Below are 21,967 nucleotides of genomic sequence, written 5' to 3' on the forward strand. Positions count from 1 at the left end.
GCGACAGGGGTCAGAACCTGCCGCGCAGCGCCGCCCAGGCCAGCTTGGCGTGGCGCAGCGGGTGGGGCATCAGCACCCGCGCGGCGAAGGGGTCATTGTCCTCCTTCGCCAGCGCGTCCAGATGCAGCCCGGCCAGCACCGCCGGCAGCAGAGCCGACAGGGCGGCGCGCGGTACGGAGCGGCGCAGCGCGCGGGCCTTCGCCAGATGGTCGCGGGCGGCCTCCGCCACCTCGCGCGCCACGGGGCGCAGTTCGGGGGTGGAGCGCAGCTCGAACAGGTCGCCCGGCTTGGCGCCGTGCGCCGCCATGCGGTCGGCGGGGAGAAGCTGGCGGTGCTGACGGGCGTGGAAGGGCACCGCCCGGACGATGCCGGCAAGCGCGTAGCCGATCCCGGCCTGACGGCCGGCCTCCATCGCCTCGGGCCCCTTCGCGCCGAGGATCTCCAGCGCGAGCTGGACGAGCGGCGCCCCGGTGACCTCCGCGTAGTTGACGAGGCAGGACAGGTTGGCCGGCGGCGTGTCGTCCAGGTCGGCCTCCCGCGCGTCGATCAGCCGGTCGAACAGGGAGCGGCTCAGCGCGCCCTCGTGCACGGCAGCGGCGAGCGGCTCCATCACCGCGTGCTTGGGCACCGCGCCGCCCTCGTAGATCTTGTCCAGCCCGTCGCGCCAGAATTGCAGCCGCATCTGGCCCAGCACCGGCTCGGTCACCACCTCGCGGGTCTTGGCGATCTCCAGATTGAATGCGTAGAGGGCGAACAGCGATTCGCGGCGCTCCGCCGGGGCGAAGAGGCAGGTCAGGAAGCGGTCGTTGTCATATTTCCGCACCTCCCGTCCGCAATAGGACAGGTCGGGGGTCGCCTTCGCCATGTGATGCCTGTTCTGGAAAAATGGGGGTGGCACGGTTTGGAAGCGGGGCAAAGCCCGCAAGCGCCTTATATTAGGCAGACAGGCTCTCCACACCAGCCCCGACGCGCAGCAGGCGGAACAATGGCCGATTTCAACGTCGCCCCCACCAAGCCCCGCAAACCCAGCCCGGTCGCCCGCAAGGACGCGGACTCGGAGAATTTTCCGGTCGCCTCGCGCCTGCTCCCGAAGCATCTCAGGCCGCATGTCATGGCCTTCTACCGGTTCGTCCGGCTGGGCGACGACATCGCCGACGATCCCGATCTCGAGCCGGAGACCAAGCTCGCCTATCTGGAGGCGCTGGAACGCTCGCTGACCACCGGGCAGGCCAAGCACGCCTATCTGAAGCCGGCGCTGGACCTGCGCGCCAGCCTGCAGGCGACCGGCGTCAGCGACCGCCACCCCCGGCAGGTGCTGCGCGCCTTCCGGCGCGACGCGGTGGGGGCGCGCTGCCACAGCTGGAGCGACCTGCTGCTCTACTGCCGCTTCTCCGCCAATCCGGTCGGGCGTTACCTGCTGGACCTGCATGGCGAGGGCGTGGCTGCCGGGCCGGCGTCCGACGCGCTGTGCACCGCCCTGCAGGTGCTGAACCACCTTCAGGACTGCCGGGAGGATTGGAGCCAGCTCGGCCGTTGCTACATCCCGCTGGTCTGGTTCGACGATTCGGCGATCAGCGTCGAGCGGCTGGTCGAAACGGAGAGCGACGCCAAGCTGCGCGCCATCTTCGACCGCACGCTGGAGCACACCGACCGCCTGCTGGAGCGCGCCGCCCCCCTGCCCGGCCTGATCCAGCACCGTGGGTTGCGGATGGAAGCCTCGGTGATCCTCAGCCTCGCCGAGTCGCTGGCGCAGCGGCTGCGCAGCCGCGACCCGCTGAAGAAGCGGGTGGTGCTCGGCACGCATCATAAGCTGTTCGCCACCGCACGCGGGCTGGCGCGCGCCATCGGGAGCAAATAGACTCCGCCCCCTTCGACCGCCACCACGTAGGACCGACGTATGCCGCAGCCATCGCTGGACTCGACGCAGAGCGACACCGCCGGCAGCCCGGCTGCCGCGGCGGCGGCGGTGACCGGGCGGTCGGGCAGCACCTTCTACTGGCCGATGCTGCTTCTCCCCCGCTCCAAGCGGGCGGCGATGTTCGCCATCTATGCCTTCTGCCGGCGGATCGACGACATCGCGGACGAGCCCGGAGACCCCGTTGAGAAGCGTGCGGCGCTCGACGCCTGGAGGACCGAGATCCGTGGCCTCTACGCCGGCGGCGCGCCGTCCAGTTCGCTGGGAGCCGCGCTGAAGGGCGCCATCGAGCGCTACGGCCTGCCGCGGGGCGAGCTGGAGGCGCTGATCGACGGCATGGCTATGGACATCCCGGCGGACGCCAGCGGTGGTGCCATCGGTGGCGACATCAGCGGCGGCATGACCGGCCCGGCGCTGCCAACCCTTCGGCTCTATTGCCGCCGCGTCGCCGGCGCGGTGGGCATGCTGGCGATTCGCGTGTTCGACCGGGCCGACGCCTCCACCGAGGCCTTCGCCCTGGCGCTGGGCGAGGCGTTGCAACTGACCAACATCCTGCGCGACCTGACCGAGGACGCCGAAATCGGCCGCCTCTACCTGCCGCGCGAACTGCTCGACGACGCCGGCATCGGCAGCTCCGACCCCGCCACGGTGCTCGCCCATCCCAACCTGCCCCAGACCTGCGAGGCGCTGGCGGTTCTGGCCGAGGAACGCTTCGCCGAGGCGCGCCAGGCTCTGACCGAGGGGCAGGCCGCCGGTCGGCGCGGCTCGCTGTGGGCGGCGGTCGCCATGATGGTGCTGTACCACCGGCTGCTGGTGCGCCTGCGCGCCCGGGGTTGGCGCGATCTCGACCGGCGGGTGCGGGTCGGCAAACGCGAATGCGCCCTGGTGGCCGTGCGCTGCGCGCTCGGCTATCCGCCCGCCGCCTGACGGGCCGGCTTGAGCACCGTCCACATCGTCGGCGCCGGCCTTGCCGGCCTGTCCGCCGCCGTCCGCCTGACCGAGGCCGGGCGGCGGGTCATCCTGCATGAAAGCGCGCCGCAGACCGGGGGACGCTGCCGCTCCTTTTACGACGCGACGCTGGATCGGGTGGTGGACAACGGCAACCATCTGGCGCTCAGCGGCAACCGGTCCCTGCTCGGCTATCTGGAGCGGGTCGGCGCCCGCGGCGCCCTGACCGAGCTGCGCCCCGCCGCCTTTCCCTTCCTCGACCTTGGCAACGGCGAGCGCTGGTGCCTGCGGCCCGGAGGATTGTGGCTGTTCGACAAGGCCCGCCGCGTGCCGGGAAGCCGCCCCGCCGACTACCTCGTTGCCCTGCGGACCCTGACTGCCGGTCCCGGAGCGGCGGTAGCCGACGCCCTGCCCGCCAACGGAGCGCTGTACGAACGCCTGTGGCGACCGCTGGCCGTGTCGGTGATGAACGGGGCGCCGGAGCGGGTGTCCGCCCGCCTGTTCGGGGCCGTGCTGCGGGAGACGCTGCTGCGCGGCGAGGCCGCCTGCCGGCCGCTGTTCGCCGCGAAGGGCCTGTCCGCCGCGCTGGTCGACCCCGCGGTGGCTTGGCTGGAACGGCACGGCGCCGAGCTTCGCACCGGCGCGCGGGTGGATGGGCTGGAACGCGCGGGGGATCGCATCGCCGCCCTGTCGGTGGATGGGGAGCGCGTCGCGCTTGGCGGCGACGACGCGGTGATCCTGGCGGTCCCGGCCTGGGTCGCCGGGCGCCTGCTTCCCGAAGCGCTGCCCGCATCCGCCCCGACCGCCGGGCGTGCCATCGTCAACGCCCACTTCCGCCTTCCTGCCTCGATCGACCTGCCGGGCGGCATGCCCTTTCTGGGATTGGTGGGCGGTACGGCGGACTGGCTGTTCCGGCGCGGCGACGTTTTGTCGGTGACGGTCAGTGACGCCGACGCGCTCGCCGTTCAGCCCGCCGAAACGGTCGCCACCGCCCTGTGGCGCGACGTGGCGACGGCGCTCGGCACACCCGACGCGGCCCTGCCGCCTTTCCGAATCATCAAGGAGCGCCGGGCGACTCCGGACCAGTCTCCTGTCCATGCGGCGAATCGCCCCGGTGCCCAAACCGCTTTGAAAAACCTCGTTCTGGCCGGCGATTGGACGAGGATGGGGCTTCCGGCGACACTCGAAGGTGCGGTGCGCTCCGGCGAGTTCGCCGCACGCGCGGTCCTGAACACAAGGATTACCACCTTTTCGCGCCTCGGCCTTTTTCCAGCCTTCACTTTGCCGCGCCGCGGGCCTATTTGAGCGGACGGAGGTGCCGCGCCGCCAAGGCGCGGGCCGAGATGGGACAATCCAAGAAGAGAGGGTAACTCAATGGCGTTCGAACTGCCGCCGCTCCCGTATGGCTATGATGCTCTGCAGCCGTTCATGTCGTCGGAGACGCTGCACCTGCACCACGACAAGCACCACCAGACCTACGTCACCAACCTGAACAACCTGACGAAGGACAGCCCCCTGGCCGACGCCAGCCTGGAAGACGTCATCAAGCAGAGCTACGGCGACGCCTCCAAGCAGGGCCTGTTCAACAACGCCGGTCAGGTGTGGAACCACACCTTCTACTGGCAGAGCATGAAGAAGAACGGTGGCGGCGCCATCCCGGGCGAGCTTGAGAAGCGCCTGATCGCCGACTTCGGCAGCGTCGACAAGTTCAAGGAAGAGTTCTCGAACGCCGCCATCACCCAGTTCGGCTCGGGCTGGGCCTGGCTGTACATCGACGGCGGCAAGCTGAAGGTCACCAAGACCTCCAACGCCGACACCCCGCTGGCCCAGGGCCACTTCCCGCTGCTGACCGCCGACGTGTGGGAGCACGCCTACTACGTCGACTACCAGAACCGCCGCGCGGACTTCGTGAAGGCGTTCCTGGAGAGCCTGGTGAACTGGGAATTCGTGGCCGAGCGCCTGTCGAAGGCCCCGGCCTGATCCTTCCCCGGATCGCCAGAACGGAAAAGGCCCCCGATCGGGGGCCTTTTTTCGTTCGGCTGGCTTACGCCGTCACACCGGCAGCAGCGCCGCCCCCACCCGCCGGCCTTCGGCCAGCAGGACGTTGTAGGTCCGGCAGGCCGCACCGGTGTCCATCACCTCGACCACCAGCCCGGCGTCGCGCAGGCTCTGGCGCAGAGCCTTGGGCAGAAGCTGCATCCGTGTGCCGGAGCCGAGCAGAAGGAACTCCACCCGCGGCTCGGCCTGGATGACGGGGGCGAAATCCTCCGCCGTCAGGGCAGCGAAGTCCTGGGGGCGCCAGGGCTGCGTGCGGTCGGGAAGGACCACCACCGCCCCGGTGCGCCATTGCCCGGACACGCAGAACTGCCCGTCCCCGTACCCGTCGATGACCTGACGGTCCGACGGGATGATCGGCGTGATGTCCGCCATCTCTTGTCCGTTCCTGCTTTTTTGTCGATCAGGGCGTCGGGTTGGCGGCCGGGGCCGCGTTCTCCGCCGGCGCGTTGCGGCGCAGCCGGTTTTCGCCCAGGAACAGCAAGATGGGGGCGGCGATGAAGATGGACGAGGAGGTCGCCAGGAAAATGCCGAAGATCAGCACGATGCCGAAGTCCTGCAACGCCTCGCCGCCGAAGAAGGCCAGCGGCAGGATCGACAGCAGCGTCGACATGGAAGTGCCCAGCGTGCGGTTCAGCGTCTCGTTGATCGAGCGGTCGATCAGCTCGCGCAGCGGCATCTTCTTGTAGATGCGCAGATTCTCGCGCATGCGGTCATAGACCACGACCTTGTCGTTGGTCGAATAGCCCATGATCGTCAGGATCGCCGCGATGGCCGTCAGGTTGAACTGCATTCCGGTGATCGCGTAGAAGCCGACCACCTTCGTCACGTCCAGAAGAAGCGTGACGATGGCGCCGAATCCGAACTGCCATTCGAAGCGGAACCAGATGTAGACGAGCATCGCCAGCAGCGCGAGGCCGAGCGCCAGCATGCCGTTGAAGAACAGTTCGCCGCTGACCGACGCGCCGACCGCCTCGACGCGGCGCACGGTGGTGCCGGGGATCTCCTGGGCGAGCGTCGCCCTCACCTTGTCGGCGGCCACCTGCTGCGCCGCGTCGTCGCCCGGCTGGCGCTCCAGCCGGATCAGCACGTCCTGGGGCGAGCCGAACTCCTGCAACGCCACCTGCCCCATGTTGAGCTGACCGAGCGTGTGGCGGAGCGAGGCGAAGTCGGCGGCCTGCGGTGTGCGCGCCTCGATGACGATGCCGCCGCGGAAGTCGATGCCGTAGTTCAGGCCGGGATAGAAGAACAGCACCACCGACGCGATCGACAGGAACGCCGACACGATCAGGCCGGCGTGTCGCCCGCGCATGAACTGGATGTTGGTGTTGTCAGGGACCAGACGAAGCCGGAACATGGGAATGACCTCTTACACCGGCAGGGCGGCCGGCCGCGTCTTGCGCAGCCAACTGACCATCATGAGACGCACGAGCACGGTTGCCGTGAACAGCGAAATCAGGATGCCGAAGGTGATGGTGACGGCGAAGCCCTTGATCGCGCCGGTGCCCAGCACGAACAGGATGGCCATCTTGATGGCGGTGGTCAGGTTGGCATCCACGATGGTGGAATAGGCGCGGCTGAAGCCGGCCTCGACGGAGCCGAAGACGCCGCGGCCCTTCTTGGTTTCCTCGCGGATGCGCTCGTTGATCAGGATGTTGGCGTCGACCGCAAGACCGAGCGACAGCAGGACGCCGGCAATGCCCGGCAGCGTCAGCGTCGCCTGGAGCAGCGACAGCGCGGCCAGCGTCAGGACGGTGTTGACCAGCAGGGCGAAGCAGGCGAAGGCCCCGAACAGGCCGTAGGCGGCGATCATGTAGGCGCAGACCAGCACGAAGCCGATCCCCACCGACATCAGGCCGGCGCGGATCGAATCGGCGCCGAGGTCGGGGCCGACCGTGCGCTCCTCGATCACCTTCAGCGGGGCCGGCAGCGCGCCGGCGCGCAGCAGGACGGCGAGATCGTTGGCGTCGGCGGCGGTGAAGCTGCCGCTGATCTGGCCGCGGCCGCCGGTGATCGGCTCGCGGATCACCGGAGCGCTGATGACCTTGTTGTCGAGCACGATGGCGAAGGGCCGGCCGACGTTGGCGCGGGTCACGTCGGCGAAGCGGCGGGCGCCGATGCTGTCGAATTCGAAATTGACCACCCACTCGCCGGTCTGCGGGTTGCTGCCCGCGGTGGCGTTGGTCAGGTTGGCGCCGTCCACCTCGACCTTCTTGCGGATGACGTAGGCGCTCTGCGCCCGCCCGCCTTCCGCCGAGGGCAGGATGTCGGTGCCCGGAGGGGCGCGGCCGGCGCTCGGGTCGGCGTTCATGTCGACCAGACGGAAGGTCATCTTCGCGGTGGTGCCGAGCAGCCGCTTCACGCGGTCCGGGTCCTCGACGCCGGGAAGCTGGACCAGGATGCGGTCGGCGCCCTGGCGGGCGATGGTCGGCTCGTTGACGCCGGTCTCGTCGATGCGGCGCCGCACGATCTCGATGGACTGCTCGATGGCCTGGGTGGCGCGCTCGCGCAGGGCGATCTCGCTGAGCCGGGCGGTAACGACGCCGCCGCCGGAGGTGACCTCCAGGTCGGGCTGGCCGCCGCCGAGCGGTCCGCCGCCGATGGTGTTGGCGAGCTGGCGCAGCGCCCGCACCGCCGTGTCGGCCTGCGCCGGGTCGCGGAGCTGCACGGTGATGCCGCGGTCGCCCGGGTTGATCGCCGTGTAGCCGACATTGTCGTTGCGCAGCTGGGTGCGCGCCGAATCGACCAGACCTTCGACGCGGTCACGGATGACCGCGCCCATGTCCACCTCGAGCAGCAGGTGCGACCCGCCGCGCAGGTCGAGGCCGAGGTTGACCCGGTTGTGCGCGTACCAGTTCGGCAGGGCCGACAACGTCTCGCGGCTGAAAAAATTCGGCAGCGTGAGGATGGTCCCGAGCACGCAGATCGCGACGATCAGAAAAATCTTCCAGCGCGGAAAATACAGCATTCGTAAACCAGTCCCGTTCGCTACCGGAGAACCGCGTTACTTGCGGTCCACGACCTTCTCGTCAGCCTTATCGTCGGCGCTCTTGGCCGGCTCGGACTTCGACAGCACGAGATTCACGGTGGAGCGCATGACGCGGACGCGGACGTTCTCGGCGATCTCGACCTGCAGCTCGTCTTCCGGGCCGACCTTGGTGATCGTGCCGATGATGCCGCCGCCGGTCACCACGCGGTCGCCGCGACGGATGGACTCCAGCATGCCCTTGTGTTCCTTCATCTTCTTCTGCTGCGGACGGATCAGCAGGAAATAGAAGACGACGAAAATCAGAATCAGCGGCAGGAACTGCACGATCATGTCGGCCCCACCGGCGGCGGGCGCGGCGGTCTGTGCATAGGCCGTCGAAACGAACATCTGGAGGCTCCCTGTGGTTTGGTTCCGAAGGCGCAGCGGGCGCTCGCGGACGCGGGGACTATAACGGTCCGGGCCGTCGATGCAATGGAATAGGGGTACGCCTGCCGGGCTTCAAGGGCTGCGGCTGTCCATCACGGCAAAGAGAAGCAGGAAGCGGCGCGTGCAGGGCGCCTCCACCGGCTCCACCCCATGAAAGGAACGGTCGGAGGGTGCGTAGGCCAGCAGATGGTTCGGCAGGAAGGGCGCGGTGCCGGCCAGTTCGAAACCCTCGCGCGGGAACCGCTCGGTCGAGCGCCCGGCGTTGGCGGTGAAGGACGGGTCGCGGGGCCGGTACAGCGCCGTTCCCAGATCGGGACGGCGGCCGTCCGCCGGCATGTAGAGCAGCATGGACAGGAAAGTGCCGAAGACGTCGGTGTGGGGCAGCATGGCGTGGCCCGCATGGTCTTCGACCAGCCGCGCGTAGACCATGGCCGGCCGGGCCGCGACGGACGTTTCCAGCTTGGCGGCGAGCGAAGGGAAGCGCGGCGCCAGCCGTGTCAGGGTTTCCGGCCCGAACAGGGAATCGCGGACCTCCCGCCAGATCGCTCCGGCTTCCGGCTCCATCTCCCTCAGATTGCGGTCGCTCAGGACCATCTGATAGCGCTGAGGAAGACTGTCCATTTGCAGGAGGGCCAGCGCCTCGAACCTCGGCCACTGGGCGACGGCGCGGGCGTAAAGGTCGGCCGGTAGGGCGTCCGGCACCACCAGATGCGGAAAGGGGTCCTCGCGAAGCGGCGTCTCCTCCAGCCGCCGCAGCACATGGGCGGCGCTCCCCGCCGGTTTCGGGAGATCGGTGGAACGTTTTGCGTGCATGGCCGGCCCTCGCTTCGCGCTTGGCGCACCATAGCGGCGCGCACGCCTCCCCCGCAAGCGCGCCTCCTTGTCCGGCGGCGCGCTTGCGGGTTAGGGTCGGCGCAACGAAACCGGAAGAAGCGCCTTGCAAAGGAACACGATGTCGGACGCCCACCTGCTGCCCCTGCTCACCCGCATCGCCGAGGCCCTGGAACGGCTCGCCCCGCCGCCGCCGGGCCGGCTGGACCTCGGCGCTGCCGACGCCTTCGTCTGGCACGCCGATCCCGACCGGCTGGAGCCCGTGCCCGCCGTCAACCGGGTCGAGATCGGCCTGCTGCGCGGCGTCGAGCGGCAGCGCGACATCCTGCTGGACAACACCACCCGCTTCGCCACCGGCCTGCCGGCCAACAACGCCCTGCTCTGGGGCTCGCGCGGCATGGGCAAAAGCTCGCTGGTCAAGTCGGTGCATGCCGCGGTGGCCCAGGAGCATCCCGGCACGCTGGCGCTGGTGGAGATCCACCGCGAGGACATCCCCACCCTGCCCCGCCTGCTCGCCCGGCTGAAGGACGAGCCGCGCCGCTTCATCCTGTTCTGCGACGACCTGTCCTTCGACCATGACGACGCGCACTACAAGTCGCTGAAGGCCGTTCTGGAGGGCGGGATCGAGGGGCGTCCGGAGAATGTGGTGTTCTATGCCACCTCCAACCGCCGCCACCTGATGCCGCGCGACATGATCGAGAACGAGCGCTCCACCGCCATCAACCCGGCGGAGGCGGTCGAGGAGAAGGTGTCGCTGTCCGACCGCTTCGGCCTGTGGCTGGGCTTCCACAACTGCGACCAGCCGACCTACTTCGCGATGATCGAGGGTTACGCCGCCCGCTTCGGGCTGGACATCCCGGCGGAGCAGCTGCGGGCCGAGGCCGTGGAATGGTCGGTGACCCGCGGCAGCCGCTCCGGCCGGGTGGCTTGGCAGTTCATCCAGGACCTGGCTGGCCGTCTGGAGAAGCCCCTTCGGTGACCCGCGGCTCCATGCGGTCGCGCGGGTCGACCGCCTGGCTGCCCTTGCGCAGTTCGAAGTGAAGCTGCGGGCTCGTCACCGATCCGGTCTGGCCGACCGTGCCGATGGCCTGCCCGCGCTTGACCGCCACGCCCCGCTCCACGTCGATGCGGTCGAGATGGGCGTAGGCGGTGATGAAGCCGTCCGAATGCTTGACCAGCAGCAGGTTGCCGAAGCCGCGGAGCTCGTTGCCGGCGTAGGCGATCACGCCGTTGTCGGCGGCGACCACCGTCGTTCCCTTGCTGGCGGCGATGTTCAGGCCGTCGTTGTGCAGACCGTCCGGCTTCGGTCCGAAGGTCGAGATCACCTTGCCCTTCACCGGCCAGAGCAGGCGCCCGGTGGCGCGCTGCGGCGTCGCCTGCTCCGCGGCCTTTGGCGGCGGGGGCGGAGCGGCGGCGACCTCCTGGGCCGGCGCCGGCGGCGGCGGCGGGACCGGAGCGGCTTCGACGACACGCGGCGCGGGTGCCGGCTCCGGAACGGCGGGCTTCTGGCCGGGCGGGCGCAGCGAGGTCGGAGCCTGCCCCGGCTGATAGAGGGGCGCCGCGGTCGCCACTTCCGGCGCGGCGGCCGGCTTGGCGCCGGGCACCGGGGCGAGGACGGTCGCGGTCTGCGAGGGGCTTTCCACCGGGGCCGGCGCAGCGGCGCCCGGAGGTGGCAGCTCCGCCGCCTGGATGGACCCGCGCGACACCTGCTTGACCGGTGCCGAGGCCACCACGCCGCCGACGGCGGCCCCCGCGCTGGAGGATGGGGTCTGGGCCACAGCGGTGCCGCCCGGAGCGTCACCACCCGGCAGGCGCAGCGGCTGCCCGGCCTGCACGGCGTAGGGCGCGGTCAGGCCATTGAGACGCGTCAGCTCGCTCATATCGGCGCTGAACATGCGGGAGATGCCGTAAAGCGTGTCGCCGCGCTGGACGATGTACTGGCGCGACACCGGCAGGACGAGACGCTGCCCCACCTGCAACTGATAAGGCGGCGACAGGTGATTGACCTCCAGCAGATCGCGCAGTGGCACGTTGTAGCGCCGCGACAGCGAATAGGCGGAGTCTCCGCGCTGCACGATCACCGCGCCGCCGATGGAATCCGGGGTGTTGGACACCGAGGTGACCGGTGCCAGATCGCCGGTGCGCTGCTGGCAGGCGGCGAGCAGCGGGATCACCACAAGCGCCGCGAGGAGGGCGCGCCCAACTACGCTGGATGTCACGCCGAACGGGTCGGCTACTCCGTTCCTGGCGGGGACGGAGGGTCGGACAGCAACGGTACGAAGCGGACGGGCCACAAGTCCTCCCGTGTAAGACCGGTTTCGGTCCGCCGGATGCGGACGACCCGCTGGCCGCGGTAGTCGCCCCCCAGCGGGATGACCATGACACCACCAACGGCGAGCTGATCCGTCAAGTCCTTTGGCGCATCGGGGCCTCCGGCGGCCGTGACCAGTATGCGCTCGAACGGCGCCTGTTCGGGCCAGCCCTTCGTCCCGTCGCCGTGGCGGGTCGTGATGTTGTTCAGGCGCAGCGCCTGGAATCGAGCCTCCGCCTCGGTCAGCAGCGGGCGCAGCCGTTCGACGGTGTAGACCCGCCGGCACAGCCGCGACAAAACCGCCGCCTGATAGCCGGAGCCGGTGCCGATCTCCAGCACCGTCTGCCGTTCCCCCAGTTCAAGCGCCTGGGTCATCAGCGCCACGATCAGCGGCTGGCTGATGGTCTGGCCGAGGTCAATGGGAAGCGCCGTGTCCTCCCACGCCTGATCCTGGAAGGGGTCAGGGACGAAGCGCTCGCGCGGGATTCGCTCGATCGCGGCCAGAACCCGGGTGTCGGTCACGCCATTGCGGCGCAACGCCATCAGAAGCCGGATCTTGCGTGCCTCGACCGTCACATTCTATCCATTCACCTCGGAGACAAACCTCATTCGAACGCGTGCCGCAGGGTCTGGAGCGTCGGCGTGTGCGTCAGATCCAGATAGACCGGCGTCACCGAAATACCCCCATGGAAGACCACATGGATGTCGGTGTCGGACGCCACGTCGGCCTCGCCACGCAGCGTCCCGATCCAGATATAGGGCTTGCCGCGCGGATCGACACGCTCCACCAGCTCGTCGCCGATCTTGCGCTTGCCGTGGCGGACGACCTGGATGCCGGTGACCCGGTCGGCCGGACAGGCCGGGAAGTTCACGTTCAGCAGGACGTATTTCGGCCAGGGCGTGGAGACGGCCTTGCGGATCACCTCCGCCCCCCAGCGCTCCGCCGCCGACCAGTCGATCTGGGCGCGATTCTCATAGTGCTGGCTGAGCGCGATGGCCGGAACGCCCAGCAGGGTCGCCTCCATGGCCGCCGCGATGGTGCCCGAATAGGTCACGTCCTCGCCGATGTTGGAGCCCTGGTTGACGCCGGACAGGACCAGCGTCGGACGGGCATCCTTCATGATGTGGTTGACGGCCAGCAGGACGCAGTCGGTCGGCGTGCCGTCCACTGTGTAGCGCCGCTCGTCCAGTTGGCGCAGCCGCAGCGGCCGGTTGATGGTCAGCGAGTGGCTGGCCGCCGACTGCTCCATCTCCGGCGCCACCACCCACACGTCGTCGGAAATGGAGCGGGCGATGGCCTCCAGCACTTTCAGGCCCGGCGCGTGGATGCCGTCGTCGTTGGTGACGAGGATGCGCGCGTTCGACAGGTCGAGCGGATGATCGAACATCAGGCGGTGATCCTTTCCAGCCCGCGCATGTAGGGCCGGAGCGCTTCGGGAACCAGGATGGAGCCGTCGGGCTGCTGGTAGTTCTCCAGCACCGCGATCAGGCAGCGACCGACCGCCACGCCCGAGCCGTTCAGCGTGTGGACGAACTGCGTCTGCTTCTCGCCCTTCGAGCGGCAGCGCGCCTTCATGCGGCGGGCCTGGAAGTCGCCGCAGTTCGAACAGCTCGAAATCTCGCGGTACATGTTCTGGCCGGGCAGCCAGACCTCGATGTCGAAGGTCTTGCGGGCGGAGAAGCCCATGTCGCCGGTGCACAGCGTCACCACCCGGTAGGGCAGTTCCAGCCGTTGCAGGATGGTCTCGGCGCACTGGGTCATGCGCAGGTGCTCCGCCTCCGACTGGTCCGGCGCGGTGACACTGACCATCTCGACCTTCCAGAACTGGTGCTGGCGGATCATGCCGCGGGTGTCGCGCCCCGCCGATCCGGCCTCGGCGCGGAAGCAGGGGGTCAGCGCGGTGTAGCGGTGGGGCAGCTCCTCCGTCGCCACGATCTGGTCGTTGACGAGGTTGGTCAGCGGCACTTCCGAGGTCGGGATCAGATAGTGATCGCCCGTGCGGAACAGGTCCTCCTCGAACTTCGGAAGCTGGCCGGTGCCGAACAGGGCGTTGTCGCGCACCATCAGGGGCGGCGCGATCTCGGTGTATCCGTGCTCGCCGGTGTGGATGTCCAGCATGAAGTCGGCGAGTGCGCGCTCCAGCCGGGCCAGCCCGCCCTTCAGGACGGTGAAGCGGGCGCCGGACATGCGCGAGGCCGCCTCGAAATCCATCAGGCCGAGCGCCTCGCCCAGCTCGAAATGCTGCTTGGCGTCGGCGATGGCCTTCGGCTCGCCCCAGCGGCGGATCTCGACATTGGCGGTCTCGTCCGGGCCTTCCGGCACATCGTCGGCGGGCAAGTTCGGAATGGAGGCGAGCAGGCTGTCCAACTCGGCGCCCAGCGCCTTCTCCTCCTCCTCGACCTGGGGCAGCCGCTCCTTGAGCTGCGCCATCTCGTCCATCAGCGACTGGGCGTCGCGGCCCTCCCGCTTGGCAAGGCCGATCTCCTTCGCCGCCTCGTTGCGGCGCGCCTGCATCTCTTGCAGCTGGGTCTGCGCGGCGCGGCGGCGCGAATCGAGGTCCAGCACCGTCGGCGACACCGGCTCAAGGCCCCGGCGGGCGAGGCCGCGGTCGAAGGATTCGGGGTTCTCACGGATGGCGCGAAGGTCGTGCATGGCTCACGGCGATACGGAATGGGTGGGAGGCTGGTTATAGTCCGCCGCCGGATGAAGGTCCAGAGGCGGAGCCGCACCGATGGGAAAGACCCTGAAATGATTGGTGTCCTATACTTATCGGTGGCGCCGGGAATGCGAATGCGTGCAGAACCCCGGAATCGATCCCTGCCCTCCCCACTCCGGACATGATCCTCGACACCCGCACTCTCATCATCGCCCTGGTGGGCATCGGCGTTCTGCTGTCCATCGCCGCTTTTCTGACTTGGAAAGCGCACCGCCACATCACCGCGCTGGCCTATTGGGCGGGGGGAGCGCTGGTCGGAGCCGGTGGATTGGCTCTTGTCTTGCTTTACGGGGTCTGGCCCCCTGCCGCCGTGATCCCGCTGAGCAACGCCATGGTGGCCGCCTCCTATCTGCTGAACTGGTTCGGGGTGCGCAGCTTCGCCGGATGGTCCATACCCTGGCGGAGCGGGCTGGCTCTGCTCGCCGCGCTGACCGCCGGCAATCTGTGGTTTGTGGTGATGACGAATGACGTGACGGCACGCATCCTGATCGGGTCCGCGGGCATTGCCGCCCTGTCGCTGTTGGCGGCCCTCAATCTGTGGCGGATGGCGGCGGCGGACAAGCCTCGGCGGGCGCAGCGGGTCACCGCCCTGGTGTTCCTGGCCCATGCCCTGTTCGTCTCCGGACGCGCCGTCCTGACGGCGATCGGCGGGCCTGTGGATGGCATTCTGACCCCCAGCTTGGTGCAGAGCGCCGGGTTCCTGGAAGCCATCCTGGCCGTCACCGGATGGGGCTTCGGCTTCCTCGCCATGACCAGCGAGCGGCTTCAGGCCGACCTGGACCGCATCGGCACCATCGACCCGCTGACCGGCGCCTACAATCGCCGGGCCTTCCTGAAGCATGCCGAGCGGGAACTGGCGCGGGCGCAGCGCAATGGGGCGCCGCTTACCCTGTTGCTGCTCGACCTCGACCGCTTCAAGCGGGTCAACGATACCTTCGGCCATCTGGCCGGCGACGCGCTTCTCCGGCTTTTCTCCGAGACCGTCACGGCACGGCTGCGCCGCACCGACCTGTTCGGGCGCTATGGCGGGGAAGAGTTCTGCCTTCTGCTTCCCGACACCGACCGCACCGGAGCGGCAACGCTGGCGGAGGCGCTGCGGCGCGACGTGGCGGCACGGCCTCTGCCCTTCCAAGGTCAGGAGATCGCCGCAAGCGTCAGCATCGGCATCGCCGCCTGCCGCAGCGGCGAGGATCTCGACGCGGCGCTGGCGGCCGCCGACCTGGCCCTGTACCGGGCCAAGCGGAACGGCCGCAATCAGGTGATGGTCGACGAAGCGACGGCGTAAGGAGCAAAGGGCCTTACGCCTGCTCCGCTTCCGTCTCGTCCGCGTCGCCGCGCGTCTTCTCGATGCGGCGGCCGATCAGGATCGACACCTCGTAGAGCGCCAGCAGCGGGATGGCGAGGCCGACCTGGCTGATGACGTCCGGCGGGGTCAGGATGGCCGCGACGACGAAGACGAACACGATGGCGTAGCGCCGCTTGGCGGCCAGAGTCTCCGTCGTCAACAGGCCGGCGCGGATCAGCAGGGTCAGCAGGACCGGAAGCTGGAAGGCCAGACCGAAGGCGAAGATCAGGTGCATCACGAGGCCGAGATACTCGCTGACGCGGGCCTCGAACTCGATCGGCAGGGCGCCGGCGTCCATCCCCGGGTGGAACTCGAACCCGAGGAAGAAGCGCCAGGCCAGCGGGAAGATGAAGTAATAGACCATCGCCCCGCCCAGGAAGAACAGGATCGGGGTGGCCACCAGGAAGGGCAGGAAGGCCTTGCGCTCGTGCTTGTAGAGGCCGGGCGCGACGAACATCCAGATCTGGCTGGCGACGATGGGGAAGGACAGGAAGCAGCCGGCCCAGAAGGCCACCTTCACATAGGTGAAGAAGGCTTCGGTCAGGCCGGTGTAGATCATCCGCCGCCCCTGCCCGGCCAGGATGTCGGCCAGGGGCTGGACCAGGAAGTTGTAGATGCGGTCCGAGAAGGCGTAGCACACGAAGAAGGCGATGAGGATCGCCAGCGTCGCGTACATCAGCCGGTTGCGCAGCTCGACCAGATGGTCGATCAGCGGCATCTTGCTTTCTTCGAGCTCGTCGTCGGACTCGCCGGTCATGCGCGTTTCGCCGGACACTGGGTCACGCCTGCTTGTTCGTGGTTGCCGCCGCAGCGGTGTCGGCGGAGGCCGGAACCGGCGGCTGGGCCGGGGCCGGGACGAACTCCGCGGGCGGAGCCGGAGGAAGCGGGGCCGTGACCGGCGGTTCGGTCGCCGGCTGCGGCTGGGCCGCCGTCACCTGCGGCGATCCGACGGGAGGCACGGGGGAAGCGATCGTCGGGGTCGGGCCATCCTCCGGCGGGCTGCCGTGATAGCCGTCAGCCCCGAGGTTGGCCCCCACGTCGAAGGCGCCCTTCAGTTCCCCCTTCGGATCGATCGTGTTCTCGACCATCTTCTGGAGGTTCGTATCGCGGACCTTCAGGGCCTCCTTGCGGAGCTCGTCAAGCTCCGCCTCGCGCATCATGTCGTCGATGTGGCCCTGGAAATCGCGCGCGACGACGCGCGCCTTCTTCACCCATTTTCCCAGGGTGTAGATGGCCTTGGGCAGGTCCTTCGGGCCGATCACCACGAGGGCGATGACCGCGATGACCATCAGTTCCGACCATGCGATGTCGAACATGGCTCCTCAGCCTTTCGAAGCGGCGCGGGAATGAAGGGCGCCGGACGGTCAGGTGCGGGCCGTCTCGTCCTTCTTCACGCCGGGGTCGGCAGCGGGCGGAACCGGGGCGGGCGGAACCGGATGGACCGAGGACACCGGCTGGGCCGGCGGAACCGGCTGGTTCGGCAGGACCTTGGAGTCGGCACCGGGAGCAGCACCCTCTTCCTCGTCCTTCAGGCCGGCCTTGAAGTTCTTGATGCCCTTGGCGAGGTCGCCCATGACCTTCGGCAGCTTGCCGGCGCCGAACAGAAGCAGGACGATCAGAAGGACGATGACCCAATGCCAGACGCTGGAGAATCCCATGACACACGTTTCCTGAACAGGCAGCCCAATGGCGGGGCGGCACTATGGCAGAAAGGTTCCCCTCCCGCAACGATCGGTCGGGCGGAACCGCTCAAACGACTAAGTGGGTGCACCGGCTGGAAAAACGAAGGCCTGACACAGGTCCATGCACACCGAAACGTGACTTTGTTCGGCGGGCAGGAACTGGCCCGGCATGCGGGAGTGCAGATGCACCGACCCGCCCTTCCCGTCCGGCACGTCGAGATGGACCAGGCTGGTGCGCCCCAGCAGGCGCGCCGCCATCACCCGCGCCAGGACCGGCAGGTCCCCGGCGGGAACCGTGGCGGCCGGCTGTGCCGACAGTTTCAGCGCCTCCGGGCGGATCAGCACCTCGACGGCGGAGCCCTCCGCGATCTCTGTGGGGATCGAACCGACCGGCGTGTCCACCGCCCCACTCTGCACGACGCCCGCCAGCCGGTTGACCTCGCCGAAGAACTCGGCGGCGAAAGCGTTGACCGGGCGGGTGTAGAGGTCCACCGGGTTGCCGACCTGAACAACCTGGCCGGCGCGCATCAGCGCGATGCGGTCGGCCAGGAACATGGCCTCCTCCGGGTCGTGGGTAACCAGCATGGTGGCGGCGCCGTTCTGCTTCAGCACGTGGAGCGTCTCGTCGCGCACCTGCTCGCGCAGCCGGGCGTCCAGGCCCGAGAAGGGCTCATCGAGGAGCAACACCGCCGGGTTCGGGGCGAGCGCGCGGGCCAGCGCCACGCGCTGCTGCTGCCCGCCGGACAGGTGGTGCGGGAAGGAATCGGCGTAGCCAGCCATGCCGACCTGCCCCAGCGACTCCAACGCGCGCTTGCGCTGCGCCTCGCCGGACAGGGCGGTCAGGCCGAAGCGCACGTTGTCGAGCACCGACAGATGCGGGAACAGCGCGTAATCCTGGAAGACGAGGCCGACGCCGCGACGTTCCGGCGGGACCGCGCCGCGTTCGTCCGCCACCACCGTGCCGCCGATCCGGACAGAGCCGGTCTGCACCGCCTCCAGCCCCGCCGCGATGCGCAGCAGCGAGGACTTGCCGCAGCCGGACGGGCCGCACAGGCAGACGATCTCCCCCGCCCCGATGGTCACGCTGACGTCGTCAACGGCGACGACGCGCCCGTAGCGGTGGGTGACGCCGTTCAGCGCCAGGGCCTCCACCGCAATGGCGGCGCCACTGCCCTGCGGGCCGAAGGCGTCGAGGTGCCGCCCGTTGGCCGGGAGCGTGACCGGCGCGGCCTCGCAGGGAGCGCCTTGCCGCGGATCGGTCCCGCGGCTGAACAGGGCAGACGCCTTGTCGCGCAGCGCATTGCGCAGGCCGGCCGGGCGGGGTTCGGAAACGGCGTCTCCGGTCGCGGAGAAAGAACGGGCGTGGGTGACGGACGGACGATCCATGGCAGTCCCAGTCTATGGCGGTCCCAGTCTGAAGCGGCCCGGGGGTCGTTTGATGGCGGTCGATTGACCTTAGTACCGGCGCGCCGACCCCGATGCAAATGGTTCTTATTTTCGAGCGTTCCGCTCAGGTATCGGAATCGTCAGCGTTTTCCGATGGTTCCGCGTCCTCCAGGCCGGCCCCGCCGATGCCCAGAAGCACGGGCCGCGAATCGAGCAGGCCGGCGGCGCGCAGATCCTCCACCCCCGGCAGGTCGCGCAGCGTCTCCAGCCCGAAATGGTCGAGGAAATAGTCGGTGGTGATCCAGGTCAGCGGGCGCCCCGGCGTCTCGCGGCGGCGGCCCGGCCGGATCCAGCCGTTCTCCATCAGGATGTCCAGCGTGCCCTTGCTGGTCGCCACACCGCGGATCGCCTCGATCTCGGCGCGGGTCACCGGCTGGTGGTAGGCGATGATCGCCAGCGTCTCGATGGCGGCGCGGGACAGCTTCTTGGAAACCTCCTCCTCCGGCCGCAGCAGCGGCGCGAGATCGAGCGCCGTGCGGAAGGACCAGCCGGCGCCGGTGCGGATCAGGTTCACCCCGCGCGCCGCGTAATGGACGCGCAATTCCTCCAACAGCGCCCGGACGTCGGCGTCGCGGGTCAACCGCTTGCCCAGGGTCTCCTCGTCCAGTGGGTCGGCGGAGGCGAACAGCAGAGCTTCCAGCAGGCGCAGATCGCGCAAGCGCTGCTCGACCTCCTCCGGGTTGTCGATCTCCTGGATCATGCCGTCGGGTCCGCTCATTCCTCGTCGCCCTGCTCATGCTGGTGCTCATGCCGGCGCGATGCCCGGCGGACGTAGATGGGGGAAAAGGCGCCGTCCTGGCGAAGCTCCACCCGGCCGGCCTTGGCCAGCTCCAGCGTCGCCGCGAAATGGGCGGCCAGCGCCGAGCGGGTCAGCAGCCCGCCGCGCACGCCGTCCGGCAGGAAGCTCGACAGGGTGGCCCAGTCCGGCATGCGGCCCAGCAGCTCGGACAGGCGGCGCACCGCGTCCTCCAGCGAATAGAGGCGCACCGGCTCGATGTGCAGGACGCCGCCCTCCTGGCGCTTCTTGTGCTCGCCGTAGGCCTTCAGCAGGTCGTAGAGCGTGACCTGGAAGACCGACTTTCGCAGGATGTCGAGATCCTCCGGCGCGCCGCGGGCGAAGCGGTCAATCCCGAGCTGCGGGCGGGCGAACAGCTTGGCCGCCGCCCCCTTCATCGCCTCCAGCCGCTGGAGCTGGAAGGCCAGCGCCGCCGCCATGTCCTCGCCCGACGGCTCCTCGTCCTCGACCTCCGGGATCAGCAGGCGGGACTTGAGATAAGCCAGCCACGCCGCCATGACGAGATAGTCCGCCGCCAGCTCCAGCCGCACCTTCCGCGCCTCGGCGATGAAGGCGAGATACTGGTCGGCGAGCTGGAGGATGGAGATCTTCGTCAAGTCCACCTTCTGCTCACGCCCCAGCGCCAGCAGCATGTCGAGCGGCCCCTCGAATCCGTCCAGGACGAGGACGAGCTGTTCCGCCGGGCTGGCCGCCTCGGCGCCCTCGTCCTCATGATCCGGGGGTTTCCTGCCGACCATGCCGTCAGTTGCCGCTGAGGATGCGGATCAGCTCGATCATGTAATCGACCGGCGGGCCGAGCACCCAGGAGAAGACGCTGAGGTCCATGCCCAGCTCCCGCCCGATGAAGGGCAGAAGGAAGAAGGCGCCGATCAGGATCAGCATGCCGTACTTCTCCAGCCGGGCCAGCGGGAAGGCCAGCGCGTCGGGCAGGATGCCCACGGCCACGCGCCCGCCGTCGAGCGGCGGCAGCGGGATCATGTTGAAGACCATCAGCACGACGTTGACCAGGACCGACACCTCCAGCGCGGCGCGGACCCACATCTCGGTCGCCCCTCCCTGCGGGCTGGTGAAGCCCCAGATGATCGCCGAGACCAGCGCCAGCACGAAATTCACCCCCGGCCCGGCCAGCGCCACCCACACCATGTCGCGGCGCGGGTGGTGCAGGCGCCCGAAATTCACCGGCACCGGCTTGGCCCAGCCGAAGACGAAGCCCGTGGTGAAATACATCACCGCCGGCAACACCACCGTGCCCAGCGGGTCGATGTGGCGGAGCGGGTTCAGCGTCACCCGGCCCAGCCGCCATGCCGTGTCGTCGCCACGCCACATCGCCACGAAGCCGTGCGCCGCCTCGTGCATCGTGATGGCGAGGATCGCGGGGATGGCGACCGCGAAGATCATCGGTATGCGGTCGATCAGACCTTCCAGCACGCGCATCTCTCCCGTTGCGCCCCCCGAATTCGCCGGGGAAGCCTAAGCATGGCTCTAAACCTGGGGCGTTCCCAGCAATTCCGCCAGACGCGCCCGCAGGTCGTCGGCGTCCACCGGCTGCGCCGGGCCGCGCAGCGCCTCTGCCCGCTCCCAACGGCGGACGGCTTCCGCGCCCATCGCCGGAACGCCCTCGGCCACCGCCACCATCTCCTCCATCACGCCGTTGCAATGGAGCACGACGTCCAGCCCGGCGGCGAGGACCGCTTCCGCGCGGCCGCGCATGCCTCCGGCCAGCGCGCCCATCGACAGGTCGTCGCTGAACAGCAGCCCGTCGAAGCCGATGGGGGCGCCGCGCACCACCTCGCGCACCACCACCGCCGAGGTGCTGGCGGGCTGGTCCGGGTCGATGGCCTTCAGCACCACATGCGCGACCATGCCGAGCGGCATGTCGGCCAACGCGCGGAAGGGCGCGAAGTCGGTGGCCTCCAGCGCCGCGCGCGGGGCGTCCACCACCGGCAGTTCGGCGTGGCTGTCGGCGAAGGCCCGGCCATGGCCGGGCAGATGCTTGACGACCGGCAACACGCCGCCGGCCATCAGCCCCTCGCAGGTCGCCCGCGCCAGATCCGCCACGCGGGCCGGATCGCCGCAAAAGGCGCGGTCGCCGATGATGTCGTGGGCGCCCTCCACCGGCACGTCGCAGACCGGGGCGCAATCCACCGTCACGCCGCAGTCCGCCAGCATCAGCGCCAGCAGCCGGGCGTTGATGCGGGCGGCCTCCCGCCCGGCGGCGGCGTCGCGGGCTGCAAGGTCGCCGAAAGCGCGCATCGGCGGAAAAGCCGGCCAGTGCGGCGGGCGCATGCGGGCCACCCGACCGCCCTCCTGGTCGATCAGCACGGGGGCGTCGGCGCGGCCCACCGCCGCGCGCATCTCTGCCACCAGCGCACGCACCTGTTCCGGCGTGTCGCAATTGCGCCGGAACAGGATGAAGCCCAGCGGATCGGCGTCGCGGAAGAAGGCGCGCTCGTCCGCGGTCAGCACGGTGCCGGCGGCGCCGAACACCACCGCACGGTGAGGCGCA

The 21,967-nt window shown here is 69.3% G+C and carries 24 protein-coding genes; 6 read left to right on the forward strand and 18 right to left on the reverse strand.

All coding sequences use genetic code 11. The features are described from left to right. Nucleotides 1-10: 10 nt before the first annotated feature. Nucleotides 11-865 carry a phytoene/squalene synthase family protein gene (locus DS837_RS11490; protein WP_149164861.1) on the reverse strand — a complete coding sequence of 285 codons (855 nt, stop codon included), beginning with the start codon at nucleotides 863-865 and terminating at the stop codon, nucleotides 11-13. 120 nt (nucleotides 866-985) lie between these two features. On the opposite strand from DS837_RS11490, the gene DS837_RS11495 reads away from it, so the two are divergent. The 4 genes from DS837_RS11495 to DS837_RS11510 all read left to right on the forward strand — a co-directional run bounded on the left by DS837_RS11495 (nucleotide 986) and on the right by DS837_RS11510 (nucleotide 4,843). After that, a complete protein-coding gene (locus tag DS837_RS11495; RefSeq protein WP_014197277.1) occupies nucleotides 986-1,858 on the forward strand; it encodes a squalene/phytoene synthase family protein in 873 nt (290 codons plus the stop codon). 39 nt (nucleotides 1,859-1,897) lie between these two features. After that, the gene (locus tag DS837_RS11500) at nucleotides 1,898-2,842 is read left to right on the forward strand and encodes a squalene/phytoene synthase family protein (RefSeq protein ID WP_149164862.1); all 945 of its coding nucleotides are present in this window, start codon (nucleotides 1,898-1,900) and stop codon (nucleotides 2,840-2,842) included. Nucleotides 2,843-2,851: 9 nt separating this feature from the next. Further along, a complete protein-coding gene (gene hpnE, locus DS837_RS11505; protein WP_149164863.1) occupies nucleotides 2,852-4,168 on the forward strand; it encodes a hydroxysqualene dehydroxylase HpnE in 1,317 nt (438 codons plus the stop codon). A 69-nt stretch (nucleotides 4,169-4,237) separates the two neighbouring features. Continuing rightward, complete coding sequence (locus tag DS837_RS11510; protein ID WP_014197280.1) at nucleotides 4,238-4,843, forward strand: superoxide dismutase; 606 nt, start codon at nucleotides 4,238-4,240, stop codon at nucleotides 4,841-4,843. A gap of 72 nt (nucleotides 4,844-4,915) precedes the next feature. Here the strand turns inward: DS837_RS11510 and DS837_RS11515 are convergent, their stop codons facing one another. The 5 genes from DS837_RS11515 to DS837_RS11530 all read right to left on the reverse strand — a co-directional run bounded on the left by DS837_RS11515 (nucleotide 4,916) and on the right by DS837_RS11530 (nucleotide 9,146). Then, nucleotides 4,916-5,293: an Mth938-like domain-containing protein gene (locus DS837_RS11515; protein ID WP_149164864.1), complete on the reverse strand. Its 378-nt coding sequence runs from the start codon at nucleotides 5,291-5,293 to the stop codon at nucleotides 4,916-4,918. Between the two features lie 28 nt (nucleotides 5,294-5,321). Further along, the gene (secF, locus tag DS837_RS32650; RefSeq protein WP_237906041.1) at nucleotides 5,322-6,275 is read right to left on the reverse strand and encodes a protein translocase subunit SecF; all 954 of its coding nucleotides are present in this window, start codon (nucleotides 6,273-6,275) and stop codon (nucleotides 5,322-5,324) included. Nucleotides 6,276-6,287: 12 nt separating this feature from the next. Then, nucleotides 6,288-7,886 (reverse strand): protein translocase subunit SecD, encoded by a 1,599-nt coding sequence (secD, locus tag DS837_RS32655; protein ID WP_247889874.1) that lies wholly within the window; start codon nucleotides 7,884-7,886, stop codon nucleotides 6,288-6,290. 36 nt (nucleotides 7,887-7,922) lie between these two features. Further along, a complete protein-coding gene (yajC, locus tag DS837_RS11525; protein ID WP_149164865.1) occupies nucleotides 7,923-8,294 on the reverse strand; it encodes a preprotein translocase subunit YajC in 372 nt (123 codons plus the stop codon). A 111-nt stretch (nucleotides 8,295-8,405) separates the two neighbouring features. After that, nucleotides 8,406-9,146 carry a hypothetical protein gene (locus tag DS837_RS11530; protein WP_149164866.1) on the reverse strand — a complete coding sequence of 247 codons (741 nt, stop codon included), beginning with the start codon at nucleotides 9,144-9,146 and terminating at the stop codon, nucleotides 8,406-8,408. Nucleotides 9,147-9,285: 139 nt separating this feature from the next. Between DS837_RS11530 and DS837_RS11535 the strand changes: the two genes are divergently transcribed. After that, complete coding sequence (locus DS837_RS11535; protein ID WP_149164867.1) at nucleotides 9,286-10,143, forward strand: ATP-binding protein; 858 nt, start codon at nucleotides 9,286-9,288, stop codon at nucleotides 10,141-10,143. Here the strand turns inward: DS837_RS11535 and DS837_RS11540 are convergent. The 4 genes from DS837_RS11540 to serS are packed head-to-tail and all read right to left on the reverse strand — an operon-like array spanning nucleotide 10,100 to nucleotide 14,128. After that, complete coding sequence (locus DS837_RS11540) at nucleotides 10,100-11,383, reverse strand: LysM peptidoglycan-binding domain-containing M23 family metallopeptidase (RefSeq protein WP_149164868.1); 1,284 nt, start codon at nucleotides 11,381-11,383, stop codon at nucleotides 10,100-10,102. The two genes, DS837_RS11535 and DS837_RS11540, sit on opposite strands and share 44 nt — an antisense overlap. Before the next feature lie 14 nt (nucleotides 11,384-11,397). After that, on the reverse strand, nucleotides 11,398-12,051 hold the full coding sequence (locus tag DS837_RS11545; protein WP_149164869.1) for a protein-L-isoaspartate(D-aspartate) O-methyltransferase: 654 nt from the start codon (nucleotides 12,049-12,051) through the stop codon (nucleotides 11,398-11,400). Nucleotides 12,052-12,080: 29 nt separating this feature from the next. After that, nucleotides 12,081-12,863, reverse strand: coding sequence for a 5'/3'-nucleotidase SurE (gene surE / locus DS837_RS11550; protein ID WP_149164870.1), 783 nt, complete (start codon nucleotides 12,861-12,863; stop codon nucleotides 12,081-12,083). After that, nucleotides 12,863-14,128 carry a serine--tRNA ligase gene (serS, locus tag DS837_RS11555; protein WP_149164871.1) on the reverse strand — a complete coding sequence of 422 codons (1,266 nt, stop codon included), beginning with the start codon at nucleotides 14,126-14,128 and terminating at the stop codon, nucleotides 12,863-12,865. The genes surE and serS overlap by 1 nt, the downstream gene beginning before the upstream one ends. 185 nt (nucleotides 14,129-14,313) lie before the next feature. Here serS and DS837_RS11560 point away from each other — a divergent pair, with 185 nt between their 5' ends. Further along, nucleotides 14,314-15,477 carry a GGDEF domain-containing protein gene (locus tag DS837_RS11560; protein WP_149164872.1) on the forward strand — a complete coding sequence of 388 codons (1,164 nt, stop codon included), beginning with the start codon at nucleotides 14,314-14,316 and terminating at the stop codon, nucleotides 15,475-15,477. Between the two features lie 13 nt (nucleotides 15,478-15,490). On the opposite strand, the gene tatC is transcribed toward DS837_RS11560, so the two are convergent. The 8 genes from tatC to nagZ form a co-directional block, all read right to left on the reverse strand. Next, nucleotides 15,491-16,294: a twin-arginine translocase subunit TatC gene (tatC, locus tag DS837_RS11565; protein ID WP_149164873.1), complete on the reverse strand. Its 804-nt coding sequence runs from the start codon at nucleotides 16,292-16,294 to the stop codon at nucleotides 15,491-15,493. 22 nt (nucleotides 16,295-16,316) lie between these two features. After that, complete coding sequence (tatB, locus tag DS837_RS11570; RefSeq protein ID WP_149164874.1) at nucleotides 16,317-16,853, reverse strand: Sec-independent protein translocase protein TatB; 537 nt, start codon at nucleotides 16,851-16,853, stop codon at nucleotides 16,317-16,319. Between the two features lie 48 nt (nucleotides 16,854-16,901). Next, nucleotides 16,902-17,195, reverse strand: coding sequence for a twin-arginine translocase TatA/TatE family subunit (locus tag DS837_RS11575; RefSeq protein WP_137141115.1), 294 nt, complete (start codon nucleotides 17,193-17,195; stop codon nucleotides 16,902-16,904). A 99-nt stretch (nucleotides 17,196-17,294) separates the two neighbouring features. Next, nucleotides 17,295-18,605 carry an ABC transporter ATP-binding protein gene (locus tag DS837_RS11580; protein ID WP_211102188.1) on the reverse strand — a complete coding sequence of 437 codons (1,311 nt, stop codon included), beginning with the start codon at nucleotides 18,603-18,605 and terminating at the stop codon, nucleotides 17,295-17,297. A gap of 124 nt (nucleotides 18,606-18,729) precedes the next feature. Further along, nucleotides 18,730-19,383, reverse strand: coding sequence for an SMC-Scp complex subunit ScpB (gene scpB, locus DS837_RS11585; protein WP_149164875.1), 654 nt, complete (start codon nucleotides 19,381-19,383; stop codon nucleotides 18,730-18,732). Then, a complete protein-coding gene (locus tag DS837_RS11590) occupies nucleotides 19,380-20,198 on the reverse strand; it encodes a segregation and condensation protein A (RefSeq protein ID WP_149164876.1) in 819 nt (272 codons plus the stop codon). Before DS837_RS11590 ends, scpB begins: the two co-directional genes overlap by 4 nt. A 4-nt stretch (nucleotides 20,199-20,202) precedes the next feature. Next, nucleotides 20,203-20,889 carry a site-2 protease family protein gene (locus tag DS837_RS11595; protein WP_109072618.1) on the reverse strand — a complete coding sequence of 229 codons (687 nt, stop codon included), beginning with the start codon at nucleotides 20,887-20,889 and terminating at the stop codon, nucleotides 20,203-20,205. A gap of 54 nt (nucleotides 20,890-20,943) precedes the next feature. Further along, a complete protein-coding gene (nagZ, locus tag DS837_RS11600) occupies nucleotides 20,944-21,948 on the reverse strand; it encodes a beta-N-acetylhexosaminidase (protein WP_247889875.1) in 1,005 nt (334 codons plus the stop codon). Between the last annotated feature and the right edge of the window lie 19 nt (nucleotides 21,949-21,967).

The organism is Azospirillum brasilense (assembly GCF_008365405.1).
In the GTDB taxonomy this organism is placed as follows: Bacteria; Pseudomonadota; Alphaproteobacteria; order Azospirillales; family Azospirillaceae; genus Azospirillum; species Azospirillum brasilense_D.

Coding starts and splice junctions, on each gene's coding strand:
- DS837_RS11490 (WP_149164861.1), bottom strand. CDS start 865: ATGGCGAAGGCGACCCCCGACCTGTCCTATTGCGGACGGGAGGTGCGG.
- DS837_RS11495 (WP_014197277.1), top strand. CDS start 986: ATGGCCGATTTCAACGTCGCCCCCACCAAGCCCCGCAAACCCAGCCCG.
- DS837_RS11500 (WP_149164862.1), top strand. CDS start 1,898: ATGCCGCAGCCATCGCTGGACTCGACGCAGAGCGACACCGCCGGCAGC.
- DS837_RS11510 (WP_014197280.1), top strand. CDS start 4,238: ATGGCGTTCGAACTGCCGCCGCTCCCGTATGGCTATGATGCTCTGCAG.
- DS837_RS11515 (WP_149164864.1), bottom strand. CDS start 5,293: ATGGCGGACATCACGCCGATCATCCCGTCGGACCGTCAGGTCATCGAC.
- secF (WP_237906041.1), bottom strand. CDS start 6,275: ATGTTCCGGCTTCGTCTGGTCCCTGACAACACCAACATCCAGTTCATG.
- secD (WP_247889874.1), bottom strand. CDS start 7,886: ATGCTGTATTTTCCGCGCTGGAAGATTTTTCTGATCGTCGCGATCTGC.
- yajC (WP_149164865.1), bottom strand. CDS start 8,294: ATGTTCGTTTCGACGGCCTATGCACAGACCGCCGCGCCCGCCGCCGGT.
- DS837_RS11530 (WP_149164866.1), bottom strand. CDS start 9,146: ATGCACGCAAAACGTTCCACCGATCTCCCGAAACCGGCGGGGAGCGCC.
- DS837_RS11535 (WP_149164867.1), top strand. CDS start 9,286: ATGTCGGACGCCCACCTGCTGCCCCTGCTCACCCGCATCGCCGAGGCC.
- surE (WP_149164870.1), bottom strand. CDS start 12,863: ATGTTCGATCATCCGCTCGACCTGTCGAACGCGCGCATCCTCGTCACC.
- serS (WP_149164871.1), bottom strand. CDS start 14,128: ATGCACGACCTTCGCGCCATCCGTGAGAACCCCGAATCCTTCGACCGC.
- DS837_RS11560 (WP_149164872.1), top strand. CDS start 14,314: ATGATCCTCGACACCCGCACTCTCATCATCGCCCTGGTGGGCATCGGC.
- tatC (WP_149164873.1), bottom strand. CDS start 16,294: ATGACCGGCGAGTCCGACGACGAGCTCGAAGAAAGCAAGATGCCGCTG.
- tatB (WP_149164874.1), bottom strand. CDS start 16,853: ATGTTCGACATCGCATGGTCGGAACTGATGGTCATCGCGGTCATCGCC.
- DS837_RS11575 (WP_137141115.1), bottom strand. CDS start 17,195: ATGGGATTCTCCAGCGTCTGGCATTGGGTCATCGTCCTTCTGATCGTC.
- DS837_RS11580 (WP_211102188.1), bottom strand. CDS start 18,605: ATGGATCGTCCGTCCGTCACCCACGCCCGTTCTTTCTCCGCGACCGGA.
- scpB (WP_149164875.1), bottom strand. CDS start 19,383: ATGAGCGGACCCGACGGCATGATCCAGGAGATCGACAACCCGGAGGAG.
- DS837_RS11590 (WP_149164876.1), bottom strand. CDS start 20,198: ATGGTCGGCAGGAAACCCCCGGATCATGAGGACGAGGGCGCCGAGGCG.